Annotated in this window: 11 protein-coding genes, 1 tRNA gene and 1 rRNA gene; 6 read left to right on the top strand and 7 right to left on the bottom strand. The window is 41.1% G+C overall.

Annotated features, from left to right (window positions below):
- Positions 1-33: 33 nt before the first annotated feature.
- The 3 genes from groL to EJN84_RS09750 all read left to right on the top strand — a co-directional run bounded on the left by groL (position 34) and on the right by EJN84_RS09750 (position 6,910).
- Positions 34-1,668: a chaperonin GroEL gene (groL, locus tag EJN84_RS09760; protein ID WP_129595249.1), complete on the top strand. Its 1,635-nt coding sequence runs from the start codon at positions 34-36 to the stop codon at positions 1,666-1,668.
- A 276-nt stretch (positions 1,669-1,944) separates the two neighbouring features.
- Positions 1,945-5,244, top strand: coding sequence for a TonB-dependent receptor (locus EJN84_RS09755; protein ID WP_129595248.1), 3,300 nt, complete (start codon positions 1,945-1,947; stop codon positions 5,242-5,244).
- Between the two features lie 310 nt (positions 5,245-5,554).
- Positions 5,555-6,910, top strand: coding sequence for a GntP family permease (locus EJN84_RS09750; RefSeq protein ID WP_129595247.1), 1,356 nt, complete (start codon positions 5,555-5,557; stop codon positions 6,908-6,910).
- 63 nt (positions 6,911-6,973) lie between these two features.
- On the opposite strand, the gene EJN84_RS09745 is transcribed toward EJN84_RS09750, so the two are convergent.
- From EJN84_RS09745 to EJN84_RS09725, 5 genes are all read right to left on the bottom strand, one after another.
- A tRNA-Gln gene (locus tag EJN84_RS09745) sits at positions 6,974-7,044 on the bottom strand.
- Positions 7,045-7,155: 111 nt separating this feature from the next.
- On the bottom strand, positions 7,156-8,448 hold the full coding sequence (gene tyrS, locus EJN84_RS09740) for a tyrosine--tRNA ligase (protein WP_129595246.1): 1,293 nt from the start codon (positions 8,446-8,448) through the stop codon (positions 7,156-7,158).
- Between the two features lie 127 nt (positions 8,449-8,575).
- Positions 8,576-9,535: a glycoside hydrolase family 43 protein gene (locus EJN84_RS09735; protein WP_129595245.1), complete on the bottom strand. Its 960-nt coding sequence runs from the start codon at positions 9,533-9,535 to the stop codon at positions 8,576-8,578.
- Between the two features lie 5 nt (positions 9,536-9,540).
- Positions 9,541-11,526: an alpha-L-arabinofuranosidase C-terminal domain-containing protein gene (locus tag EJN84_RS09730; protein WP_129595244.1), complete on the bottom strand. Its 1,986-nt coding sequence runs from the start codon at positions 11,524-11,526 to the stop codon at positions 9,541-9,543.
- A 20-nt stretch (positions 11,527-11,546) separates the two neighbouring features.
- Positions 11,547-13,052: an arabinan endo-1,5-alpha-L-arabinosidase gene (locus EJN84_RS09725; protein WP_129595243.1), complete on the bottom strand. Its 1,506-nt coding sequence runs from the start codon at positions 13,050-13,052 to the stop codon at positions 11,547-11,549.
- Positions 13,053-13,213: 161 nt separating this feature from the next.
- Between EJN84_RS09725 and EJN84_RS09720 the strand changes: the two genes are divergently transcribed.
- Together EJN84_RS09720 and EJN84_RS09715 are read left to right on the top strand one after the other, a co-directional pair.
- Positions 13,214-17,479: a hybrid sensor histidine kinase/response regulator transcription factor gene (locus tag EJN84_RS09720; RefSeq protein ID WP_238943994.1), complete on the top strand. Its 4,266-nt coding sequence runs from the start codon at positions 13,214-13,216 to the stop codon at positions 17,477-17,479.
- Between the two features lie 166 nt (positions 17,480-17,645).
- Positions 17,646-18,125 (top strand): hypothetical protein, encoded by a 480-nt coding sequence (locus EJN84_RS09715; protein ID WP_129595242.1) that lies wholly within the window; start codon positions 17,646-17,648, stop codon positions 18,123-18,125.
- On the opposite strand, the gene EJN84_RS09710 is transcribed toward EJN84_RS09715, so the two are convergent.
- Complete coding sequence (locus EJN84_RS09710) at positions 18,114-19,412, bottom strand: bifunctional folylpolyglutamate synthase/dihydrofolate synthase (RefSeq protein ID WP_129595241.1); 1,299 nt, start codon at positions 19,410-19,412, stop codon at positions 18,114-18,116. The two genes, EJN84_RS09715 and EJN84_RS09710, sit on opposite strands and share 12 nt — an antisense overlap.
- 101 nt (positions 19,413-19,513) lie before the next feature.
- On the bottom strand, positions 19,514-21,580 hold the full coding sequence (locus EJN84_RS09705; protein ID WP_129595240.1) for a dipeptidyl-peptidase 3 family protein: 2,067 nt from the start codon (positions 21,578-21,580) through the stop codon (positions 19,514-19,516).
- A gap of 778 nt (positions 21,581-22,358) precedes the next feature.
- Here EJN84_RS09705 and EJN84_RS09700 point away from each other — a divergent pair.
- A 16S ribosomal RNA gene (locus tag EJN84_RS09700) occupies positions 22,359-22,547 on the top strand; the annotation flags it as partial.

Below are 22,547 nucleotides of genomic sequence, written 5' to 3'. Positions count from 1 at the left end.
AACTAGTTTAACAATCAACAAACAAAAAATAATATGGCAAAAGAAATTAAATTCGAAATGGATGCGCGCGATCTTCTCAAAAAAGGTGTTGACGCGCTGGCCGATGCAGTGAAAGTAACATTAGGCCCAAAGGGAAGGAACGTGATTCTCGACAAAAAATACGGTGCGCCCCAAATCACTAAGGACGGTGTAACAGTTGCAAAAGAAATAGAGCTGGATGATCCGTTCAGCAATATGGGGGCACAATTGGTTAAAGAAGTTGCTTCGAAAACAAACGATGATGCCGGAGACGGTACAACTACCGCTACCGTATTGGCACAATCTATTATAGGTGTTGGCTTGAAAAACGTAACTGCCGGCGCCAACCCGATGGATTTGAAACGCGGAATCGACAAAGCTGTTTCAAAAGTAGTAGAAAGCATCAAAAAACAGGCTGTTGAAATCGGAGACGATCTGAAAAAAATTGAAAATGTAGCAAAAATCTCTGCAAATGGCGATGAAACTATCGGTAAACTTATTGCCGAAGCCATGCAGAAAGTCGGCAAAGAAGGCGTCATTACCGTTGAGGAATCAAAAGGAACCGAAACTTATGTAGATGTAGTTGAAGGTATGCAGTTCGATCGCGGATACATCTCGCCCTATTTCGTAACCAATACCGAAAGTATGGAAGTAGAGTTTGAAAATCCTCTTATCCTGATTCACGACAAAAAAATATCGGCGATCAAAGATCTGCTTCCTATTCTCGAAAAAGAAGTTCAGACCGGACGTCCGTTCCTTATCATTGCCGAAGATATCGATTCCGAGGCTCTTACTACTTTGGTCGTTAACCGCTTGCGCGGATCGTTGAAAGTAGCTGCCGTAAAAGCTCCGGGATTCGGCGACCGTCGAAAAGAAATGCTCGAGGATATTGCCATCTTGACAGGCGGTACGGTTATTTCGGACGAAAAGGGATTGATGCTCGAAAATGCAACGATCGACATGTTGGGTAGTGCCGAAAAAATTACGATCGACAAGGATACTACAACCATCGTAAACGGTGAAGGAGACAAAGCAGCCATCGAAAGCCGTATCGGACAAATTCGTGCACAAATCGATAAAACTACTTCGGACTACGATCGCGAAAAATTGCAGGAACGTCTTGCCAAATTGGCCGGTGGTGTTGCCGTGCTTTATGTAGGTGCTCCTTCGGAAGTTGAAATGAAGGAAAAGAAAGATCGTGTAGAAGACGCACTTTCTGCAACCCGCGCAGCTGTGGAAGAAGGAACAGTTCCCGGAGGTGGCGTGGCTTATATTCGTGCCATCGAAGAACTCGAGGGATTGAAAGGCGAGAATGATGACGAAACTACCGGCATCGAAATTGTGAAACGTGCAATTGAAGAACCTCTTCGTCAAATTGTCCTCAATAGCGGTAAAGAAGGTGCCGTGGTTGTACAGAAAGTTCGCGAAGGGAAGGACGATTTTGGCTACAATGCTCGCACCGATAAATATGAAAACTTATATCAAACAGGTGTCATAGATCCGGCGAAGGTAGCTCGTGTTGCTTTGGAAAATGCAGCTTCCATTGCAGGAATGTTCCTCACGACAGAATGTGTGATTACCGACAAGAAAGAAGAAAATCCCGCTCCACAAATGCCAATGGGTGGAGGCGGAATGGGAGGAATGATGTAATTGCATAACCTCTGATAAAACAGACGAAAGCGTAGGACAAAGAGATCCATCTCGAATGTTCTGCGCTTTTTTTTGTTTACGGGAACAATATAGGTTTGTGGCTTGTTTAATAACTTATTTTGGAGGCATTAAATGCTTTTAATTAACATTCAAATATCGAACTATTTTTTTTACATAAGTGTCGATAAAACGTAACAATTTCGTAACGCTTTTTACAATTTTTTATTGTACTTTTGTAGCGCTTAATTTAAAATTTCTAATTAATAATTGGCTATTATGATTAAAAAGATCAGATTTTTTGCAGCAACGCTTGTTTTGACGATCGTTGCGGCACTGCAGGTACATGCACAGGTGACCACTTCGAGCATGAGTGGGCGTGTTACCGACAAAGAAGGTCCGGTAATTGGAGCAACCGTTGTTGCAACTCACGTTCCTTCCGGGACTACGTATGGTACAGTAACCAATACCGAAGGCCGTTTTTCGTTGAACGGTATGCGTGTAGGGGGTCCTTACAGGGTTGAAATTTCTTACATTGGTTACGGAAAATTTGTCACTGAAAATATTACCCTTTCGTTGGGCGAAACTTATGCCCTGAATGTAGAACTCCGCGAAGAGGCGGTTACGCTTGGCGAAGTAGTGGTATCAGCTCAGCGAACTCGGTTTTCGAGCGAAAAAACGGGTGCATCCACCAATGTTTCGACTTCACAAATCGAAAATATGCCAAAGATGACCAGAAGCATAACAGACATTGCCAAATTATCGCCTTATGCTTCGGGGATGAGTATTGCTGCCGGAGACGGACGCAGTACAAACTTCACCATCGATGGTGCTAATTTCAACAATAATTTTGGGTTAAGCGATCGCTTGCCGGGAGGTGGAAATCCAATCTCGTTGGATGCAATCGAAGAAGTTCAGGTTGTTGTTGCTCCGTATGATGTTCGTCAAACCAACTTTATCGGTGGAGGCATCAATGCTATTACGAAATCGGGAACAAACACTTTTAAAGGATCGGCATATACTTACTATTATAATCAGGATTTGAGAGGAAACAAAATTGGTGATATAGATTTTGGAGAAAGAGCCGAAGAATCGAAAGAAATTTATGGTATGACATTGGGCGGTCCCATCATCAAAAACAAATTGTTCTTTTTTGTTAATGGTGAGTATGAAAAAAGGCCGGGCCAAGTAGTCACTTGGCGTCCTTCTCCAAACGGAGTTGCCGATCCCGATAAGTCTCTTTCGCGTGTAAGTGTCGCAGATATGGAGAGAGTAAAAAATCATCTCCTCGAAAATTATGGTTACGATCCGGGATCTTATACAGATTATCCCGGAGATGAAACCAATATGAAACTGTTAGCCCGCATCGACTGGAACATTAATACTAAAAACAAACTCAGTTTACGCTATAATTATACAAAAAACGAAGCATGGAATCCTACTAACGGGAATTCTACGGATGCCGGATACAGGAACAGAATAACGGGTTATGACCGTATTTCTCAGTACGGAATGGCCTTCTCCAATTCTCTGTATTCGATGGACAACATTGTGAATACATTCTCGGGTGAATTAAACAGTCGCTTCTCAGATAAGATTTCAAATCAGTTTATCACGACTTACTCCAAAATAGAAGATGTAAGAGGTTCTAATTCTGCCAAGTTCCCATTTATCGATATTCTTGCCGGACGAGATGCAAATGGGGTTCCTATCGTAGAACCATATATTTCGGCAGGATATGAACTCTTTACATGGAATAATGGAGTTAATAATGAGGTGATCACTGCAATCGATAACTTCACCTACTATTTAAACAATCATAAAATTACTGCAGGATTAAGTTACGAATATCAGATGGCTAATAATGCCTACATGCGAAATGGCACGGGCTATTATAGATATGCAAGTATTGACGATTTTCTGAATCAAGCAGCTCCTATTGATTTTGCACTTACTTATGGTTACAATGGTGAGGAAAAACCTGCCGCAGAAGTTGCTTTTCATCAGTTTGGGGCTTATGTGCAGGATGAATTCAGTGTTTCTGAGAATGCAAAAGTAACTTATGGACTTCGTGCCGATTATATTACTTACGTTGATAATCTTATTCGCAACAATGCCATTTATGATTTGGATTTTGGCGGGAAAAAAATAGATACCGGCAAATGGCCTGATGCCAAAGTACTTCTTTCCCCCCGTGTCGGTTTCACTTGGGATCTGAAAGGTGATCAGTCCTTGAAACTCCGTGGAGGTTTAGGTGTGTTTACCGGAAGGTTACCTTTGGTATTTTTTACCAATATGCCTACCAACTCGGGCATGGTGCAGGGGAGTTTCAGAGCAGTTACAACCTACAAAAATGGGATGATAGACAAGTCTGATCCAATCTTGGCAACTTTGGCCGGACCGATGATTACCGATGTCAATGAAATGATTGACAAATTGGGATTGAAAAAAACAATTTCACCCGAAGATGGAGCACTTCCGAGCGAAATAGCAGGAATTGATCCGGATTTCAGAATGCCTCAGATATTTAAAACTTCGTTGGCCGTTGATTATCAGTTGCCATTTTCATTCCCAATGGCCGTGACCGTAGAAGGCATCTTTACTAAAAGTATCTACAGCGTAATGCTTAAGAATTACAGTTTAAAACCTGTGGACGAAACTTGGCAACGTTTTTCGGGGCCCGATAACAGATATATTTATCCCGCAAATTACCGATATCAATCGAGAAACGCTTTTGTGTTAAGCAATAATACTGATGGTTGGGGCGCTATCGGAAATATCACCGTAACGGCTGAACCCGTTAAAAGGCTGAATTTGATGGCGGCTTATACTATTACCGAATCGAGAGAAATTACAGGAATGCCTGGAAGTAATGCCGGTTCGGCTTATGGTGGCCTTTTGGCTATCAACGGGCCACATCTTCCTTCTCTTCAACGTTCGCAGTATGTAGTTCCTCACAAGGTTATCGGGTCTGTTTCTTATCGTATTCCTTATGCCAATGATCATTTGGCATCGTCAATCAGTATTTTTTATTCAGGCGCGTCTCCGAGAGAATATAGCTTTACATACTCAAACGATATGAATGGCGATACATATAATACTGATCTGATTTATATCCCAAAGGCTAAAGGTGATATAAAATTTAAGACGACGGAGGATGAAGATGCATTTTTCAAATTTATGAGTCAGGATAAATATCTGAAAAAGCATAAAGGAGAATATGCAGGAGCTAATTCTGTTATGGCTCCGTGGGTACATAATTTCGATTTGAGGTTTGCTCAAGATTTCAAGGTAAAAGCAGGGAATTCGGCCAATACGTTACAATTTACGGTAGATATTCTCAACTTTGGCAATTTGCTTAATAGTGAATGGGGTATTTCTAAAAATATGTCGTCGGCCAATGGCGGAGCCATTCTCAAATATGAAGGAAAAGATGCATCGAACGTACCTACATTTTCTTTTGTGAAAATAAAAGATAAAGACGGTAATAATGTATATCCGACTCAAACTTTCACAACAAATTACTATTATGGTGAGACGTGGAAATTGCAATTAGGATTGAGATATATATTCAATTAAAAAAATAAATTTATGCCGATGTTTATTCTATAATTCTCGTTACAATATTTGATAGCAATGAAAAAAAGCAAAATTGGATTTTGAGACGAGAATTTAGTGAATCGTTGGATAAATTATGAAATATGAAAGGAGTTCGAGATATGGACTCCTTTCTCTTTTTTCTGAACCAATAATTATCATGTTTCAGTTGTCGGGGGAGAGTAAAAAACAACTTTTTTATACAGATTGTTTATTACAAAAATCTGATTAATCTTTTATTATTTGTTACTTAATTCTAATTTTACCCGCTGAATTAATAAACTCGTTTACCATGTCTCCCATATTTTTGTCTATAATTGTTGTTTTGGCTGTGGCATTGCTGCTTTTCATGGTGTTGAAGCTGAAAATCAGTGCTTTTATAGCGTTGCTCATCACAGCCATTTTTGTTGGGATTGCTGCAGGAATGCCGCTGAGTTCCATCACAAAGTCCATTCAAGAAGGTATGGCCGGCACGCTTGGTTTCGTGGCGACAGTTGTCGGCCTTGGAGCTATTTTCGGACAAATTCTCGAAAGTTCGGGTGGAGCTGAATCGCTTGCTCATTACCTGATCAAAAAATTTGGGAAAGATCGTACACCGTGGGCGCTTACACTTACAGGTTTCATTGTTGCCATCCCGGTTTTTTTCGATGTTGGGTTCATTATTCTTGTTCCAATTGTTTATTCTCTTTCTCGCGATACCGGGAAGTCGCTACTTTATTATGCAATCCCCCTTCTTGCAGGTTTAGCTGTTGCTCATAGTTTTGTGCCACCAACGCCCGGTCCGGTTGCCGTAGCCAATATAGTTGATGTACCGCTCGGATGGATTATTTTGTTTGGAATATTGCTGGGTTTACCGACTGTTGCAATTTCGGGACCTGTTTTTGGGAAATTTATCGCAAAAAAAATTTATTTGGAAGTACCTCCCGAAATGAATGTAACCTCACCGGATACAGATTCGGGCGATTTTCCTTCTTTCAGACTCATTGTTTGGATAGTTGCAATTCCCTTGTTGTTGATTTTATTGAATACATTTACAGGAGTAGCTGTTTCGTCGGGTATGGTTGAAAAATCCGTATTGACTGATGCTTTGGAATTTGTGGGACATCCGTTTTCTGCTCTTATTATTGCTACCCTTGCGGCTATGTATTTTTTGGGAATCAGACGTGGAATGGATAAGAAAACCATTCTCGACTTGAGCAACAAGGCCCTCGGACCTGCCGGAATTATCATTCTTGTAACCGGAGCAGGCGGAGTGCTTAAACAAGTGCTTGTGGATAGCGGAATAGGGCAAATGATGGCCGAATCGATGGCCGGTTCACCCTTGCCTCCTTTGGTGCTGTCATGGCTGCTTGCAGCTGTTGTGCGTGTTACGCAAGGCTCGGCAACGGTAGCCATGATTACGGCAGCAGGTATCGTAGCTCCCGTGATAGAACAGTTTGGGTTGAGTGATCCTCAGCGAGCTTTGATTGTTATAGCCATTTCATCGGGAGCAACTATGCTTTCGCATGTCAACGACAGTGGTTTTTGGCTGGTAGGGAAATATTTGGGGATGAACGAAAAGCAAACTTTGCAAAGTTGGACCATCATGGAATCGGTAATCGCACTTTGCGGATTAGCTTTTGTGATGATTACGAGTATCTTTGTTTGAAACAAAAGATTACCCGAAAAAAATAGGAGCAAGTAGCTTCAATCACTACTTGCTCCTATGTTGTTGTCCCACCAAGATTCGAACTTGGACTGGCTGAACCAAAATCAGATGTGCTACCATTACACCATGGGACAATCCTTATTGCTTCGTGAAAAGCAGTGCAAAAGTATAATATTTATCGTAATCGGCCAAATATACAGGGATTTTTTTGTTGAGATTCCCGTACCATGGGTTATCTGAGATTCTTATTCGGCTACGAGCAGAAAATATGATTTTTTGCCGCGTTGTGCCACGATATATTTTCCACCGATCAGCGCTGCAGCATCAATAATTTTATCGGCATTGTCGAGGCGCTCCTTATTTATTAGAACTCCACCGGCCTGTAAAGTTTTGCGCATCTCGCCTTTAGACGGGAAAACGGGTGCAATTTCTGTGAGTAAGTCAACGGCTTTGACGCCTCCTGCCAGTTTTTCTTTCGAGACATGAAATTGCGGAACTCCCTCGAATACTTGCAAAAAGGTCTCCTCGTCAATCGATCGGAGCGTTTCTGATGTAGATTTACCGAAAAGAATCTGCGAGGCATCGATAGCCGATTCATAATCTTCGCGTGAATGAACCATTATGGTGATTTCTTCAGCCAATCGCCTTTGTAGCGGTCGAAGATGAGGCGTTTCCTTTTGTTGTGCGACGAGCGAATCAATTTCTTCTTTTGAAAGTGCCGTAAATATTTTGATATATTTTTCGGCATCGTCATCGCTGACGTTAATCCAAAACTGATAGAATTTGTAAGGAGAAGTGTATCGGCGATCGAGCCACACATTGCCACTTTCGGTTTTTCCGAATTTTCCGCCGTCTGCTTTTGTGATAAGCGGACAGGTAAGTGCAAAAGCTTCGCCGCCTTCTTTGCGTCGTATCAGTTCTGTTCCTGTAGTGATGTTGCCCCACTGGTCGGAACCGCCCATTTGCAAACGGCAACCTTTTTCGCGATATAAATAAAGAAAATCGTAAGCTTGCAAAAGCTGATAAGAGAATTCGGTAAATGACATTCCTTCACTCGATTCGCCGCTCAGACGTTTTTTGACCGAATCTTTTGCCATCATATAATTAACGGTGATATGCTTTCCAATGTCGCGAATGAAATTCAGAAAAGTGTAGTCTTTCATCCAATCGTAGTTGTTCACCATGATCGCCTTGTTGGGAACATTGCCATCGAAATCGAGAAATTTGGCCAGCTGCTTTTTGATGGCTTCCTGGTTATGTCGGAGCGTGGCCTCATCCAGCAGATTTCGTTCTGCCGATTTCATCGAAGGATCTCCGATCATGCCGGTTGCGCCTCCCACCAATGCAATCGGAGTGTGGCCCGCACGCTGAAAATGTTTTAACATCATCACGCCCACTAAATGTCCGATGTGCAGTGAATCTGCCGTCGGATCTATTCCAAGATATCCGGCAGTGCGTTCTTTCATCAATTGTTCTTCTGTCCCCGGCATAATATCCTGAATCATGCCACGCCAACGAAGTTCCTCTACAAAATTCATATCGTTCTTATTTTTCCGTTTTTTATGAATTGGGTGCAAAGGTAGTACTTTCTTTTCAGAAAATAGAGACGTAAACAGAAGAGGTTTGACAAATGGTACTTCTTTCAGACAAGTATTTTGCCATTGTTCAGATTCCTTCGGAAGTCATTCTCACTCGCTTCATCGTCTCGTCGCTCCCATAGTACAGACGATCGATGCAAATCGATCGGCGAAAACTTCCTCCGTTGACATTAGCTCCTCCATTGTGGTAAATAAAATACCAATTGCCCTTGAACTCGATGATCGCCTGGTGGTTGGTATTGCAGTTGCCGGCCAATTCGTTGAGGATTCCTTTATATTCCCAAGGTCCGTTGATATTTTTACTCATTGCATAGCAAGTCTTTTCGGGAAATTCTGATGCGAAGGAGAGATAATACCAATCGCCCTTTTTGTGAATCCAAGGAGCCTCGGTGAAACGCGGCAGTGAAACGGGCATGATTGGTCCGTCGAGTTCTGTCATGTTTTCTTTGAGTTTGGCATAGTAGCATTGGGTATTTCCCCAAAAGAGATATGCTTGTCCGTCGTCATCAATAAAGACTGTCGGGTCGATATCGTCCCACGAAATGTGTGTGATTGTTGTCATATCGTTTGTGATGAGAGCCGATCCACGAGCATCTTTGAAAGGCCCGATCGGCGAATCGGAAACGGCAACTCCGATTGATTTTCCGTGAATGGTTTTATGTTCTACTGTGGCGTACCAATAAAATTTACCATTTCGTTCGATTACCTGGCTTGCCCATGCATCGCCTTTTGCCCAACCGAAATCGGTGGCTTTGAGTGGGGTGGGGTGCTCTGTCCATGTTTTCATGTCGGAAGACGAAAATACGCACCATTCGTTTATTACATATCGATTTTCGGGCGGCGGGCATTGGTCGTGACCGGCATAAATATATATTTTGCCGTCATGCACAAGTGCTGCAGGGTCGGCCGTATATTTGTATCGAACGACAGGATTGCCCTGAGCAACAAAAGTAGTGTCTTTTTCAACTGCAAATATTGAGGTCGCGAAAAGTGATACAAAAACAGCTACGATGGTTGATTTATTCATATCGGTTACTTATGGAATTTGAAGGAGTATATGACAAATGTGTACGGATTGACATTAATATTGAGATGATTACCCGCAAAATCGAACTCGGAATATTTAGGCACGATAGCCAATGGATTGTCGAGTGTGTTTTCTCCATCAAGATTATCGGACGATAACGTGATGAGTTTTCCTCCGGAAAGCGTTTCTTTCTTTTTCAATGCGGGAAAAGAAAGATCGATTTGTTGCGGCTGGGAAGACGTATTTACAATTTTCACAATGATTTCATTAGTATTCTTGTCCCATACAGAACTTGCGAATAACCCATTTTGATCGGGTGCACCACATATGGGTTTGTTGTTCATTGTCATAGGAAGAACATTTGTGCCTTTGTGCTGTGAATAGAGTTGTTGAACGTAATAGCTAACGGTTTTCACGCTACGCAAGTTATCGAACCAAATCATGTCGGGACGCCATTGCCAACCATCCACGTGCGCAAACAGAGGAGCATAGGTGGCCATATGTACAACGTCGGCATTGCGTTCCATGCCCGTCATGAAGGCTGCTTCGAGCAATGAAGTGTAGAAATGGTTCCATTTTTTCCCTGTTCCGTGGCAAGCATATTCGCCTGCAAAAACTTTTGGGCCTTTTCGATCATACGAATCGTATCGAGCTCCTTGAGAAAGAAACCAGTTCTCGGGACGATAAAAATGTTCGTCCACCAAATCGACTTTCAATTTTTTCATTTGAGGCCATAAATAATCGAACTGATCGCCTTCCGATCCGGGACCGGAGCCTCCAATAATATTAATATTTGGGTATGCTTTGCGAATAGCTTCAACAAAAGGCTGCAGTCTGTCAACGTATTCTTTGCCCCATTGTTCGTTACCCACGGCTATAAATTTTAGATTAAAAGGTTGGGGATGTCCCATTTCGGAACGGATTTTTCCCCATTTGGTATGAACGTCGCCATTGGCAAATTCTATCAAATCGAGAGCATCCTGGATGTAGCTTCCCAAATCACAAACGGGTACATGTGCACTCGAATCGTTATTTTGAAATTGACATGCCAATCCACAGCTCAAAACCGGTAAAGGTTCGGCCCCAATTTCTTCGGCAAGGATGAAATATTCGTAAAAACCCAAACCGTAACTTTGAAAATAATCGGGAAAGAATCGGTGAGGAAAGGTATACTGCCAACGATTTTCGTTGAGAGGACGGTTTTCTACCGGCCCGATGCTGTTTTTCCAATTATAACGGGTATTCAAATCCGTTCCTTCAACAATGCATCCGCCCGGAAAACGCAAAACGCCGGGATGAATATCGTAAAGCGCTTGGGCTAAGTCCTTTCTTAATCCATTTTCGTGTCCCTTCCAAGTATCTACAGGAAATAAAGAAATGTGTTCGAGATCGATCGGATTTTTCGATTCGAGAAAGATTCGTAATTGTCCTTTTGAAACCGTTTCGGACGGCTTCAGGATAAGTTGGTATTTTTTCCATTCTTTGGAATCGATAATCAAATCTTGAGAAGCAACGGCTTGTTGTTCCTTCATCGATGATTCGTCGATTAACTGAATGCGTATTTTGGATGCGTCATTAGCAACACGAGCCCAAACCGAGAAACGATATTCTTTTCCTTGTTCCACACCTATACCAAAATATCCTTCGTTTTGCAATCCGGTGCGTTTGTGATCATGTCCCGGATATTCGAGCCGGACATAGTGTGGATTTTTCTCGAATGGGCCGTCGTATTTCAAGCTTACTTTGCCAAATATTTTCCAACCCATAAAATTGTCAGGAAATTCGAAAGAACGATTTTTAATCAATTCGGCATACAGTCCGCCATCGGCGGCATAATTGATATCTTCGAAAAATAAGCCGTACATTGTGGGCTGAATTTCGGAACCGATTTTATTCGTTTGTATCACAAATTGATTGATTTGTGCGTTTGTGGAAATAAAAGAAGTGATTCCACAACAAATAATGAGTGCCAAAAAAAGATTTTTTTTCATGAGAGTTATATTTATGATTTTTATTCAATTCTTTTTCCCCAAACTGCTCTTCCGTCGCAGTCCAATCCGGTAAACATAAGCGTATTTGCTTGTTTTTCCCAATCGTGTCCGGCAAAAATAATCAAATTATCAATGCTGTCCCCTTCGATTTCGATTGATAAAAGTTGTTTTTTTTCATCAAAATTCCAACTTCCTTCGTGATTTATTTTTTCGTCTTTACCGAAAAAGTAAGATTTTGAAACATTGACTTCTCCTTTTATCGTTTCTCCTTCACCCCAAAGTACTTGACCGGCTTCGAGACTACGATTCAGCAAAGGCTCATGAACCCTGATTATTTCCCAACGGCCCGGAATATTTTTTTTTGAAATTTTGGCTGAAATTTCACCCGCATAGCGTTCGGGAGACACGACCGGCCAACCGTCAGGAGTGAAAAATGTTTCGCGAACATGCAGTACCATCAATTCGTTTCTTGGAGATAAGCGGCCCTGGTGAGCCGTGAAATATTTTCCCTTATCGGTGCGGATGACACTGCAATGTCCTGTTCCTGCCCATCCTGAATGATTTTCGAATTTGTAAGGGGCAATAAGAATCGGAAAATTGTCGGTAGTGTCTGCCATATTTTTCCCGAAATAGTCAAAATAAGGGCCTTCGGGATGTTTCGATTTTCCTACTCGAATGTTGTAGGTTGTCATGAGTGCATCGTAAGAGACAAACAGAAAATATTCCTTCAAATCGGGGTTGTAAATAATTTCGGCAGCTTCGAGATTATCCTTTTTATAATTGGCTCGTCGGGCGACGAGATGCCCCATATCGTTCTTGTTTTTGGTTAATCCGGATGTCGGATCGATTTCGACACAATATAAACCACCAAAAAACGAACCGTAAATCATCCAAGATTTTCCTGTTTCAGAATCTTCGACAATAGTCGGATCGATAGCATTCATGGGCGACTCATTATTTGTCTTTACGACGCATCCTTTTTGTGTCCAGGGTCCTTCGGGAGACCGAGATTCGGCAAGTCCGATGTACGAAGTTTTTTTGCCGAAAGCCGACACGCAATAGTACAATCGATATGTTTCGCCATGTTTTGTGATGTATGGGGCCCAAATGTTTGTGGCACCTTTGCCATTGTTGTTGGTGCGTACCCAATCTATGGCTTCCTGTGGAATTTTCGGGAAAGCCCATCCGAGAAAATCCCAATGGACCAGATCTTTTGATCGTCGCATTTGAATATAGCCGATCGGGACATTTAATTCTGCAGCTTTCTTCCTGTTTTCGCGATAGATGGCATCGGTTGAATACATGTAGAAATATTCACCAAATTGTTTGAATGAAGGATCGTGCACATTGTAGGTACCCCATTTTAGATAATCGCCCATATCCGAGACGGAAGAATAATCGTCGTTCCAGGGATTAAGCTGATTCGCGGGCAACGACAATGTTTGTTTTTGACGGCACGAAAAGGCCATTGTCAAGAAAAGAAATAAAACTGCTAACTTTGAATAACAAAATGTCTTTTTCATCATGCAAAAATTATAATATGGCAAATAAACGGCTTGTTTACTTATTACAGGAGGAGATATGAACACACATGGTGGATAAATTGCGTTTTTGCTTAAAAACATGATTTATGCTTTCAGTCAATTCTTTTTTTATTCTAATTTTGTGCAAACACCTTCGATTTCATATGTTGAACATGCGGCCTTATTTTACTTTAACGTTATTGCTTTTGTTGTCCTCGTTTTTGTGCTTGGCTCAAAATTTCACTTCCGATGATTTCCTACTCGATTATATTGAAATGGATGATGGATTGATGCACAATTATGTTGACGATATTTATCAAGACAGACTCGGATTTGTCTGGTTTGCTACCGGAGGCGGCCTTTCGCGATTTGACGGTTATGAATTTGTTCATTATTCCATGAACAGTTTTCCCGTCAATTTGAAAGGAAACTTTGTGCACAGGGTATGCGAGGATGATTTTGGAAGACTGTGGATTGCTTCGGATGGTGGATTGGATGTGTTGTCGTTTGCCGAACAGAAACTTGTGGATTTGTTTAAGAATAGCGATTTTGATTTTTCTTTTTTAAAGCAACCTATTCTTAATCTGGAGAAAGATTCGAAAGGCGATTTTTGGTTATTTTCGATAAATACGTTATATAAGATTGATTTGAATGCAGATGGTGAAATCGAAACGGTTTTCAAACTGAAAATAGACAATCAGCCCGTGAGATATATTGCTTTGTCCGATATCGATGGTGATGGAAATATTTGGATAGGTGTAAATGACGAAATTTTAAAAACGTATGTTGACAACGGCAGGCATTTGATAAGAACACAATCGGTTTCTCAAAAACTGATTTTTCGGCGCAATACAAGGATTAATAAAATCCTGTTGAAAGAAAATGAAGTATGGATTGCAACAGACAGAGGTTTATGCCGATATTATAAAAACGAAGATGCCGTAAAAATATACGTACATGACGAGGCTGATGAGCGATCGATATCGCAGGACTTTATAACCGATTTGTGTGTTACTCCTTCCAAAATACTGATTGCCTCAACATTTAACGGCATAAATATTTATCAGCCGTCAACCGATCAATTTGAGCGCATCTGTCAGGACAAAATCACGACTAAAATCATGTTGAACAGTAATTTTGTGAACTGTCTGTATTCGTCGGGAGATGTTCTTTGGGTAGGAACGGAAACCGGTGGAGTGAATAAAATCTCGCCTCGAAATAGTTTCGTGAAAATTTATACGCATCAAGAAAATATGCCCGGCAGCATTTCCAAGAATCCTGTAAACTCGATTTTGGAAGATCAGGATGGAAATTTGTGGGTGGGAACTGTTGAAGGGGGCTTGAATCTGAAAAAGCGTGGAGAAAAATTTTTCGAACATTTTACAACGACTTCGTCTGCGCACTTGAGCCATAATTCGGTAAGTGCATTGAGTATCGACGATAAAGATCGCCTTTGGGTGGGGACATGGGGAAACGGTGTTACGTTACTGGATAGAAAAAATCCGGCGAAACCCGCCTCCAAATACCTGAATTCTTCGAGCGAAGCAGGTTTTTTGATTGATTTTGTCGGTGCGCTTCAGTATGACAAACTCAATCGGGGCATGTGGCTGGGAACGAATCAAGGATTATATTTCTACGACTTGAATACAGAAACGTTGAAAGTTCCGTTTGGCGACCAATCGTCAAATGCCATCAGTGGTATTGTTGGTTCGGCGATTGATGAAAAAAACCAATTATGGATTGGTTGCGCCGAAGGTGTTTATGCAATAAATTTGAATCGCGGCAGCGATAATTATTTCTCGTATAAGCACTACAAATATAAATTGGACGATCCTCAGTCGCGATTAATCGATAAAATTACCTGCATTTATCTTGACAGCAAAGGCATTTTATGGCTGGGAAGCGATGGCTTTGGCTTGTATAAACGTATAATCGACAATCAGGGCGAGGTTTCGTTCAAAGCTTATACAATGGCCGACGGCTTGGTAAGCAACAATGTGAAAGGCATTGTGGAAGACGATTCGGGTAATTTGTGGATTAGCACGAATAACGGATTGTCTTTTCTTGACCGCAAAAATTTCCAATTTTCAAATTTATACAAAGAAGACGGATTGGGCAGTAATCAGTTTTATTGGAATGCATATTGTAAAAGCAGCGATGGAACGTTATATTTTGGCACTGTGGATGGGTTAATCGGCATTGATGCAACATCTATTTTTTCGAACGTAAAAAAATATAAGGTAACCTTGACAAATCTGATCGTAAATAATCAACCGGTTTTTCCCGGAAAATTTATCGATTCGGATATTTCGATCAGCGATCGTATGGCGATCCACGAAAAAGAAAGATCGTTCAAGATAAGTTTTTCGGCATTAAATTACTCTTCAATATATAATTATGTTTATTCTTATCGACTTTCGGGTTATGATGAAAATTGGATTGAGCTGCCTAAAAACGAGCATTCTGTGGCATATATGAATTTGCCGGCCGGCAAATATACTTTTCAGGTGAAATATACGCCCAAAAACCGGAAAGATTATGGCGAGATAACACAATTTGAAATTCGAATAAAACCCTTTTTTTATAAGACATTCTGGTTTAAATCGATGATTATCGCTTTTGTGATTTTTCTGATTTTGTCGTGGTATTTTTGGCGTATCCGGTCGTATGAAGAGCAGCACAAAAAAATGGAGAAAATAGTAGAAGACAGAACCCAACAACTTGAAAATCAAAATGAAATACTGACAAAGCAAAAATTTGAATTGGCGCAACAAAATGTTGCCCTCAATCAACAAAAAGAGGAAATCTTACGTCAAAAACAACAGATTGTTGATATGTCGCGAAAAGTGCAGAAAATGAATCAGGAACGATTGGATTTCTTTACCAATTTGTCTCACGAATTTCGTACTCCGATTACTTTGATTACCGGCCCCGTCGAACGAGCCTTGCGGTTGAGTACAAACCCATACGTCATCGAGCAGCTTAATTTTGCGGAGCGTAATTCGAAATATTTGCTTTCGCTGATCAATCAATTGATGGATTTTCAGAAAATTGAATCCAAAAGGACGGAAATAAATTATCAGCGTGGAAATTTCGAATTTTTCTTGAAATCGCTTTGTGAACAGTTTGCATTTCAGTTGAACGAACGGAATCTCGAATTGAGGATAGTGTGTGATTTGCCGGAACCTGAATTTTTTTACGATGAAGAAGCTTTGCACAAAATACTTACAAATTTGTTGTCGAATGCCATAAAATATACGCCTGACGGCCGATTAATAACCCTATACGTCAAATCATTCAAAGATAAATCAAACTCGCAATACGAAAAATTATATATTGGCGTAAAAGATTCGGGAATGGGCATCCCGGAGGAAGATTTGGATCAAATATTCAAACGTTTTTATCAAAGTCGGAATCATTTACGTTATCCTGTTCATGGGCAAAGTGGAACGGGCATAGGATTATATTTGTGCAAGCAAATCATAGAAATGCTTGGGGGAAATATTTGGGCAAAGAACAATAAAACAGGAGGAAGCACTTTTAGAATTGTTTTGCCGTTGCATAGGACAAATCCAAGTTCGTCCGAATCTGTGTCAAGTCAGTCAATTTCCGTCAATCAGAATGACGCTGCGAATGACAAAAAAAATTACAAAGAATGGAGCACGGACAAACTCACCTTCCTAATTGTGGAAGACAATATCGATATGGGAAGATACATTTCTTCGATTCTGAATCCATACTATAATACCATAGAAGCGGCTAACGGTGAAGAAGCACTGACTATTTTGCAAAAACACGACATTGATTTTATTATCAGCGATTTGATGATGCCTGTTATGGATGGTTTGGAATTATCGAAGAGGGTGAAAGAGAATATTGAGCTTTCGCATATTCCATTTTTGATGCTTACGGCCAAATCGTCAGATAAAACTCGAACTGAAAGTTATCGTCTTGGGGTAGATTCTTATTTAGTAAAACCTTTCAACGAAGATGTTCTGTTGGCGCGCATACAAAATATGCTGAAAGCAAGAGATCGGTATCAAAAACGAATGACAAACGAAATGGATACTTCGGTACTCGAATTGAGTGAAGAGTCGAAAGACAAAAAATTCATGGATAAGGTGCTCGAAATTATGAAACAAAATTATCAAAATCCGTCATTTGATGTTGGCGATTTTGTGGAAGCAATGAATGTCAGCAAATCTTTGTTGAATAAGAAACTTAATGCGTTGAGTGGAAAATCTGCCGGACAATTTATTCGCATTTATCGGCTGAATTTGGCTTACAATCTCATTCTTCACAACAAGGGAACCAACAATAAGACCATTTCGGATATTGCTTATGAAGTTGGATTCAACGATCCGAAATATTTTACTCGTTGCTTCACACAGCAATTTAATATTACGCCGAGTAAATTGATGGAAGAATAGTATTTTCGCGATATCGAAAATTTGCTATCCGGCAGGATATAAGAAGTATTATAAGTATAAAGTCAAAGTGAGAGCAAGTCTTGAACATTCGTTTCAAAAAGTTTGCACTCATTAAACTATTGTTGATTCTTGTTGTCAGAAAATCATAATATTAATAAGATCGAATATGAAAAGAAAGTTAATGAATGCCACATTGGCAATTGCGGGACTATTTTTAGGATTTGGCTGTTCCACGGATGATACGTTGACCGACTATGAAGTGCAGCAAATGATCAACAATTCGTTGGAGGGACAATGGACAATTGTGAATATCGCCGTAAGTAAGGAGGATTGGATATGGAACGATAACAAATCGCAGTGGGAGGCCGTCAAAAGTTTGCCCGAACTCACCTCGAATATTTACGAAGAAGGGGCACAGCTTGCTTATTTGTTTTTGAGAACACAAGACTCCGGCGAAGTGCAGAAACTTTTGCCTTATGTAGAAACATGGAGTGACGGCAACGGAAATATTTTCACTGAAACCATCAGTTGCGACTATCAACTCGGGAACCCGAGTACGGTTGCTTTCTTTATAAAGGAATCGGATTTGTATAAAGATCCCGATGCTCAGCAAAATTATGCTTTCCGAATAGTTCTACTCTATTGAGGGGAAAAATAGGGGAAGTGCATCGGCTACTACAAAATTGCTTCCGCCGATAAAGATAAGATCGTTGTCGGCGGAATCATTTTTTGCTGCTGCAACGGCATCGGCCACAGTGTGAAACGCATCACCCTTCAATCCGAAGCCGGAAGCTTTGGTCGCGAGTATTTTTTCGTCGAGAGCTCTGTCCACTGAAGCTCGAGTGAAATAGCAGGTTGCATGCTTGGGCAATAGCGACAGCACTGCATCTACATCTTTATCGTTGGACATTCCGATAACTATTCGCAGCTGATGATATTTTTCCGTTTCGAGTTGGCGGGCAACATAGCGAATGCCATGAGCATTGTGTCCTGTATCGCAAATCACTTTCGGTTTTTCCTGCAAAACTTGCCAGCGCCCCATTAGTCCGGTCAGACGGGTTACGTTTTCGAATCCCTTGTAAACAGCTTCGGTTGGAATATTATATCCCAGTGTTCTCAATTCTTCGATGGCCACAAGCACTGTTTTCGAATTTTTCTCCTGCGCAAATCCGCCCAGTTCGTTAGTCAGATTTCTATATATATTGCTTTGTATGAGCCATTTGCCATTATTCGGTTGTGCGCTGTAGTCGGGCATTGCCTTTTCGGCAAAAATGATTTTCGCTTCCACCGACTTGGCTTTATCTACAAATACTTTCTGCACGTCATCCTGCTCTATCTCGCCAATCACCACCGGCGTGTGCGGCTTGATGATTCCGGCTTTTTCGTCTGCGATTTTGGGCAAGGTGTTGCCCAAATATTTCATGTGATCAAATCCGATGTTGGTAATGATACTCAAGTCGGGCGAAATAATATTTGTACTGTCCAATCGTCCGCCCAGGCCTACTTCAATCACGGCTACATCCACTTTTTGCTCTGTAAAATACAGAAAAGCCATTTCCATGCTCAGCTCAAAGAACGAAGGCATCACGGGTTCGAATTCACTTCTGTATTTTTCCACAAAGTCAATCACGTATTGTTTGTCAATCATTTCACCATTGACACGAATGCGCTCTCGAAAATCTATCAAATGCGGAGAAGTATATAGTCCTACGTTGTAGCCGGATTGCCGGAGAACAGCTGCCAACAGATGGGAGATAGAGCCTTTTCCGTTTGTTCCGCCAACGTGAATGGTTTTGAATTTGCGATGAGGATGGCCAAACAGTTCGTCGAGCAGGAGACTGTTGCCGAGGCCTGGTTTGTAAGCCAAATGGCCGATACGTTGATATTCGGGCATCTGGCGATAGAGATAATCGAGCGTTTCCTGATAAGTCATTTTTCCGTTTTATGAATTTGTTTTTTGATGAGGCATCAATAAAATAAGCGTTTCAGATGATCCAAAACGCTTATCCGAGTATATTGGATGCTTGTCGATCGTTAATTTTTGAGAGGCAATACCGAATACTGACGCGAGTAACGCAATTGCTGATCAATGTAGTTTTCGTCGTAGGAAATAGTAATGTCGGTGATTTTGCCATTAGCATCGGTTACGGGTTTGTAAACCGGATTCACGAAGCCTTTGTAGGGTGCAAGATTCAGTTTTTCGTATCGAGCAAGAACTTCTTTGTGGAGTTTCGGATCGACTTTCACTCCGTAGGTTTCCACAAGTTTTTTTCCTGCTTCATAATCACCTTCCGATTTAATACGCTGTACTTCGGCCAACAATTTTCCGAATAAATCTCGTAATTTGTCGTAGTCGTTTACGACAACGTATGTTTTATCCTCTTTTTGTTTGAATACAACTACACTATCGGCCTTCCCTTTTTCCATCACCCAATTGGCGATGAGCGCACGGTTGCGCATGTGAGCCTCTTCTATCGTTTTTCCCGGTTTGATGCGTGTGAGCTGTGTCATGGCACCATTCATCATATATTCATAATACTCGCTTTTATAGGCTTCGTTGTCGGGAAGCAATTTCAATTCCACCAATTTGGGATCCCCCAGATAATAGAGTGCAAATAAATCGGCACGGGCCTCTTCCAATGTAGAGCCGTAGGCTTTCAGAGCATCGCCATCCACGCCGGGAAGGAGCTTGCCCGACCCGTGACCAAGACATTCGTGCAAGTCTGTGTGTAAATTGTCTGTCAGTGAACCATATTTTTTCGAAAGAGTTCTTTCGTCGTCGCTCCACATAAATTCTTCGTTGAATCCGTTGCCTTCGGCAGCCTTGTCGTAAGCATATGTGATATTTTCGATGGTAACCGATTTCGAGCCATGTTGAGCACGTATCCAATTGGAATTTGGCAAGTTAATTCCGATTGGCGTTGCCGGGTAGCAATCGCCACCGAGTATGGCGGCAGTGATAACTTTTGCCGAGACACCTTTCACTTCCGATTTTTTGAATCTTGGATCGATTGGTGAATTGTCTTCAAACCATTGTGCATTTGCGCTGATAGTTTCGGTGCGTTTGGTTGCTTCGATGTTTTTGAAATTTACAATCGATTCCCACGAACCTTTCATCCCAAGCGGATCGGCGTAAGTTTCGATAAATCCGTTCACAAAATCAACGTACGAACTTGTATCCGACACCCATTTGATGGAATAATCGTCAAATGTTTTCAGATCACCTGTTTTGTAAAAATCAATAAGGGTATTGATGACTGCCTTTTGCTGTTCGTTTTCGGCAACGCCCGCTGCTTTTTCGAGCCAGCCGATAATTCGAGTAATGGCTTTATCATACATTCCACCTTGTTTCCAAACTTGTTCGGCAACGACACCATCTTTTTTCACCACTTTGCTGTTGAGTCCGTAAGAAACAGGCGTAGCATCGTTGGGATTTTTCATCTTGTTGTAAAAATTCTCCACTTCCTTTTGCGTTACACCTTCGTAAAAATTCACCGCCGATGTTTTTATCAAATCTACTCCGGCAGCCTGATTCATTCGCTTGGGCATAATGTTGGGATCGAACATCACAGGCACAATTTCCGTCAATGTTTCATCGGCAGCCATCCCATCACGGAAAGGCATTCGCCCCGGATCAACCGATTTGACGATAGTTGAGAAATATTCTTTCGAAAATTTCGGCAATATTTTGTCTTCCGAGTAATGGTGATGAATGCCGTTGGCCATCCAAATTTGTTTGAGATAGGTCTCAAAATTTTTCCAGTCTTCGGTAGATTTGTCGCCCATATAGTTTTCATAAACCCCTTCGCATACCCGACGAATTGTCAAATTATAGCGATTGTGCTGATCCCAGAGAATATCACGTCCTTCAAGTGCCGCTTGGGAAAGATAGTAGATAAGTACCTTTTGTTGCAACGACAAACTATTGAATCCGGGTACGGGATATCGAAGAATTTCAATATCGGCAAACCGATCTACCCGATATTCAAATGTCGAATCGATGCCGTCATCCGTTGTAGCAGGCTGTGTTTCTGCTTTTTTCCCGCCATTACAGCCGGCAAGCAGAAAAATGGTTGTAAGCATAAATAGTCCTTTTTTCATTATTCTATATAGATTTGTTTAGTCATTGCAAATTTACATGATAATTTTCAATCGACGTACAGACTTGCCAAAATTCGTTTTTATTCATCATTCAGAGAATACCCCGCACTCATTTATTATAAATAGGATTGCTATACGAATGGAATTTTTATGATTTTCGTTTCCTATAGTCGCAACTTGAAAAATCCTCAATTTATTTTCCTGTTGATTTTTATGGTATTAGCCATTTTTAAAATTTAAATTGAAGGTATCCGAAAAAATATTTCGAAAAGTTTGTTTGGTATCATATAAAAGCATTATCTTTGTAGCCCTTTCCGATAAAAAATCGGGTGTTCGTTGAAGAGACAACGAACAGGATTAGAAAGACTGATAGATCCTAATGAATTGAAATTCAAAATCATTTCATTCAAAATTTTTTTTTCAAAAAAAAGATCGAAAAAATATTTGGACCGAAAGGAAATAGTATCTATCTTTGCACCCGCTTTTGAGGACGAACGGATTAATCCGGAGTTCTGAAGGAGAGATAAGAAGATCTTTGAAAACATTCCATACACGTTTTTTTTTAAGACAAAGCAGTATACAAGGCTTGTATCGGAAGATACAAGAGAGATTGGTACCCGTTCAATTAGAAACGAAGGAACGACGGAATATAAAGGAAAAGAAGTCGTGACAAGAAGGAGCCGAATTTAAGTGGATTGACTCGTAAAGGGGTAAGGTTTTTTTTAAGAGTGAACAGAAGCCGAAAGATGGCAAGTTCAAGGGAACAAAAAAACAATATACAACGAAGAGTTTGATCCTGGCTCAGGATGAACGCTAGCGACAGGCCTAACACATGCAAGTCGAGGGGCAGCACGGTGTAGCAATACACGGGTGGCGACCGGCGCACGGGTGAGTAACGCGTATGCAACCTGCCTACTACAAGGGGATAACCCGTTGAAAGACGGACTAATACCCTATAACACAGGGA

Source organism: Seramator thermalis (assembly GCF_004138125.1).
GTDB lineage: Bacteria > Bacteroidota > Bacteroidia > Bacteroidales > Dysgonomonadaceae > Seramator > Seramator thermalis.
This window is presented reverse-complemented; position numbering and strand designations above follow the sequence as displayed.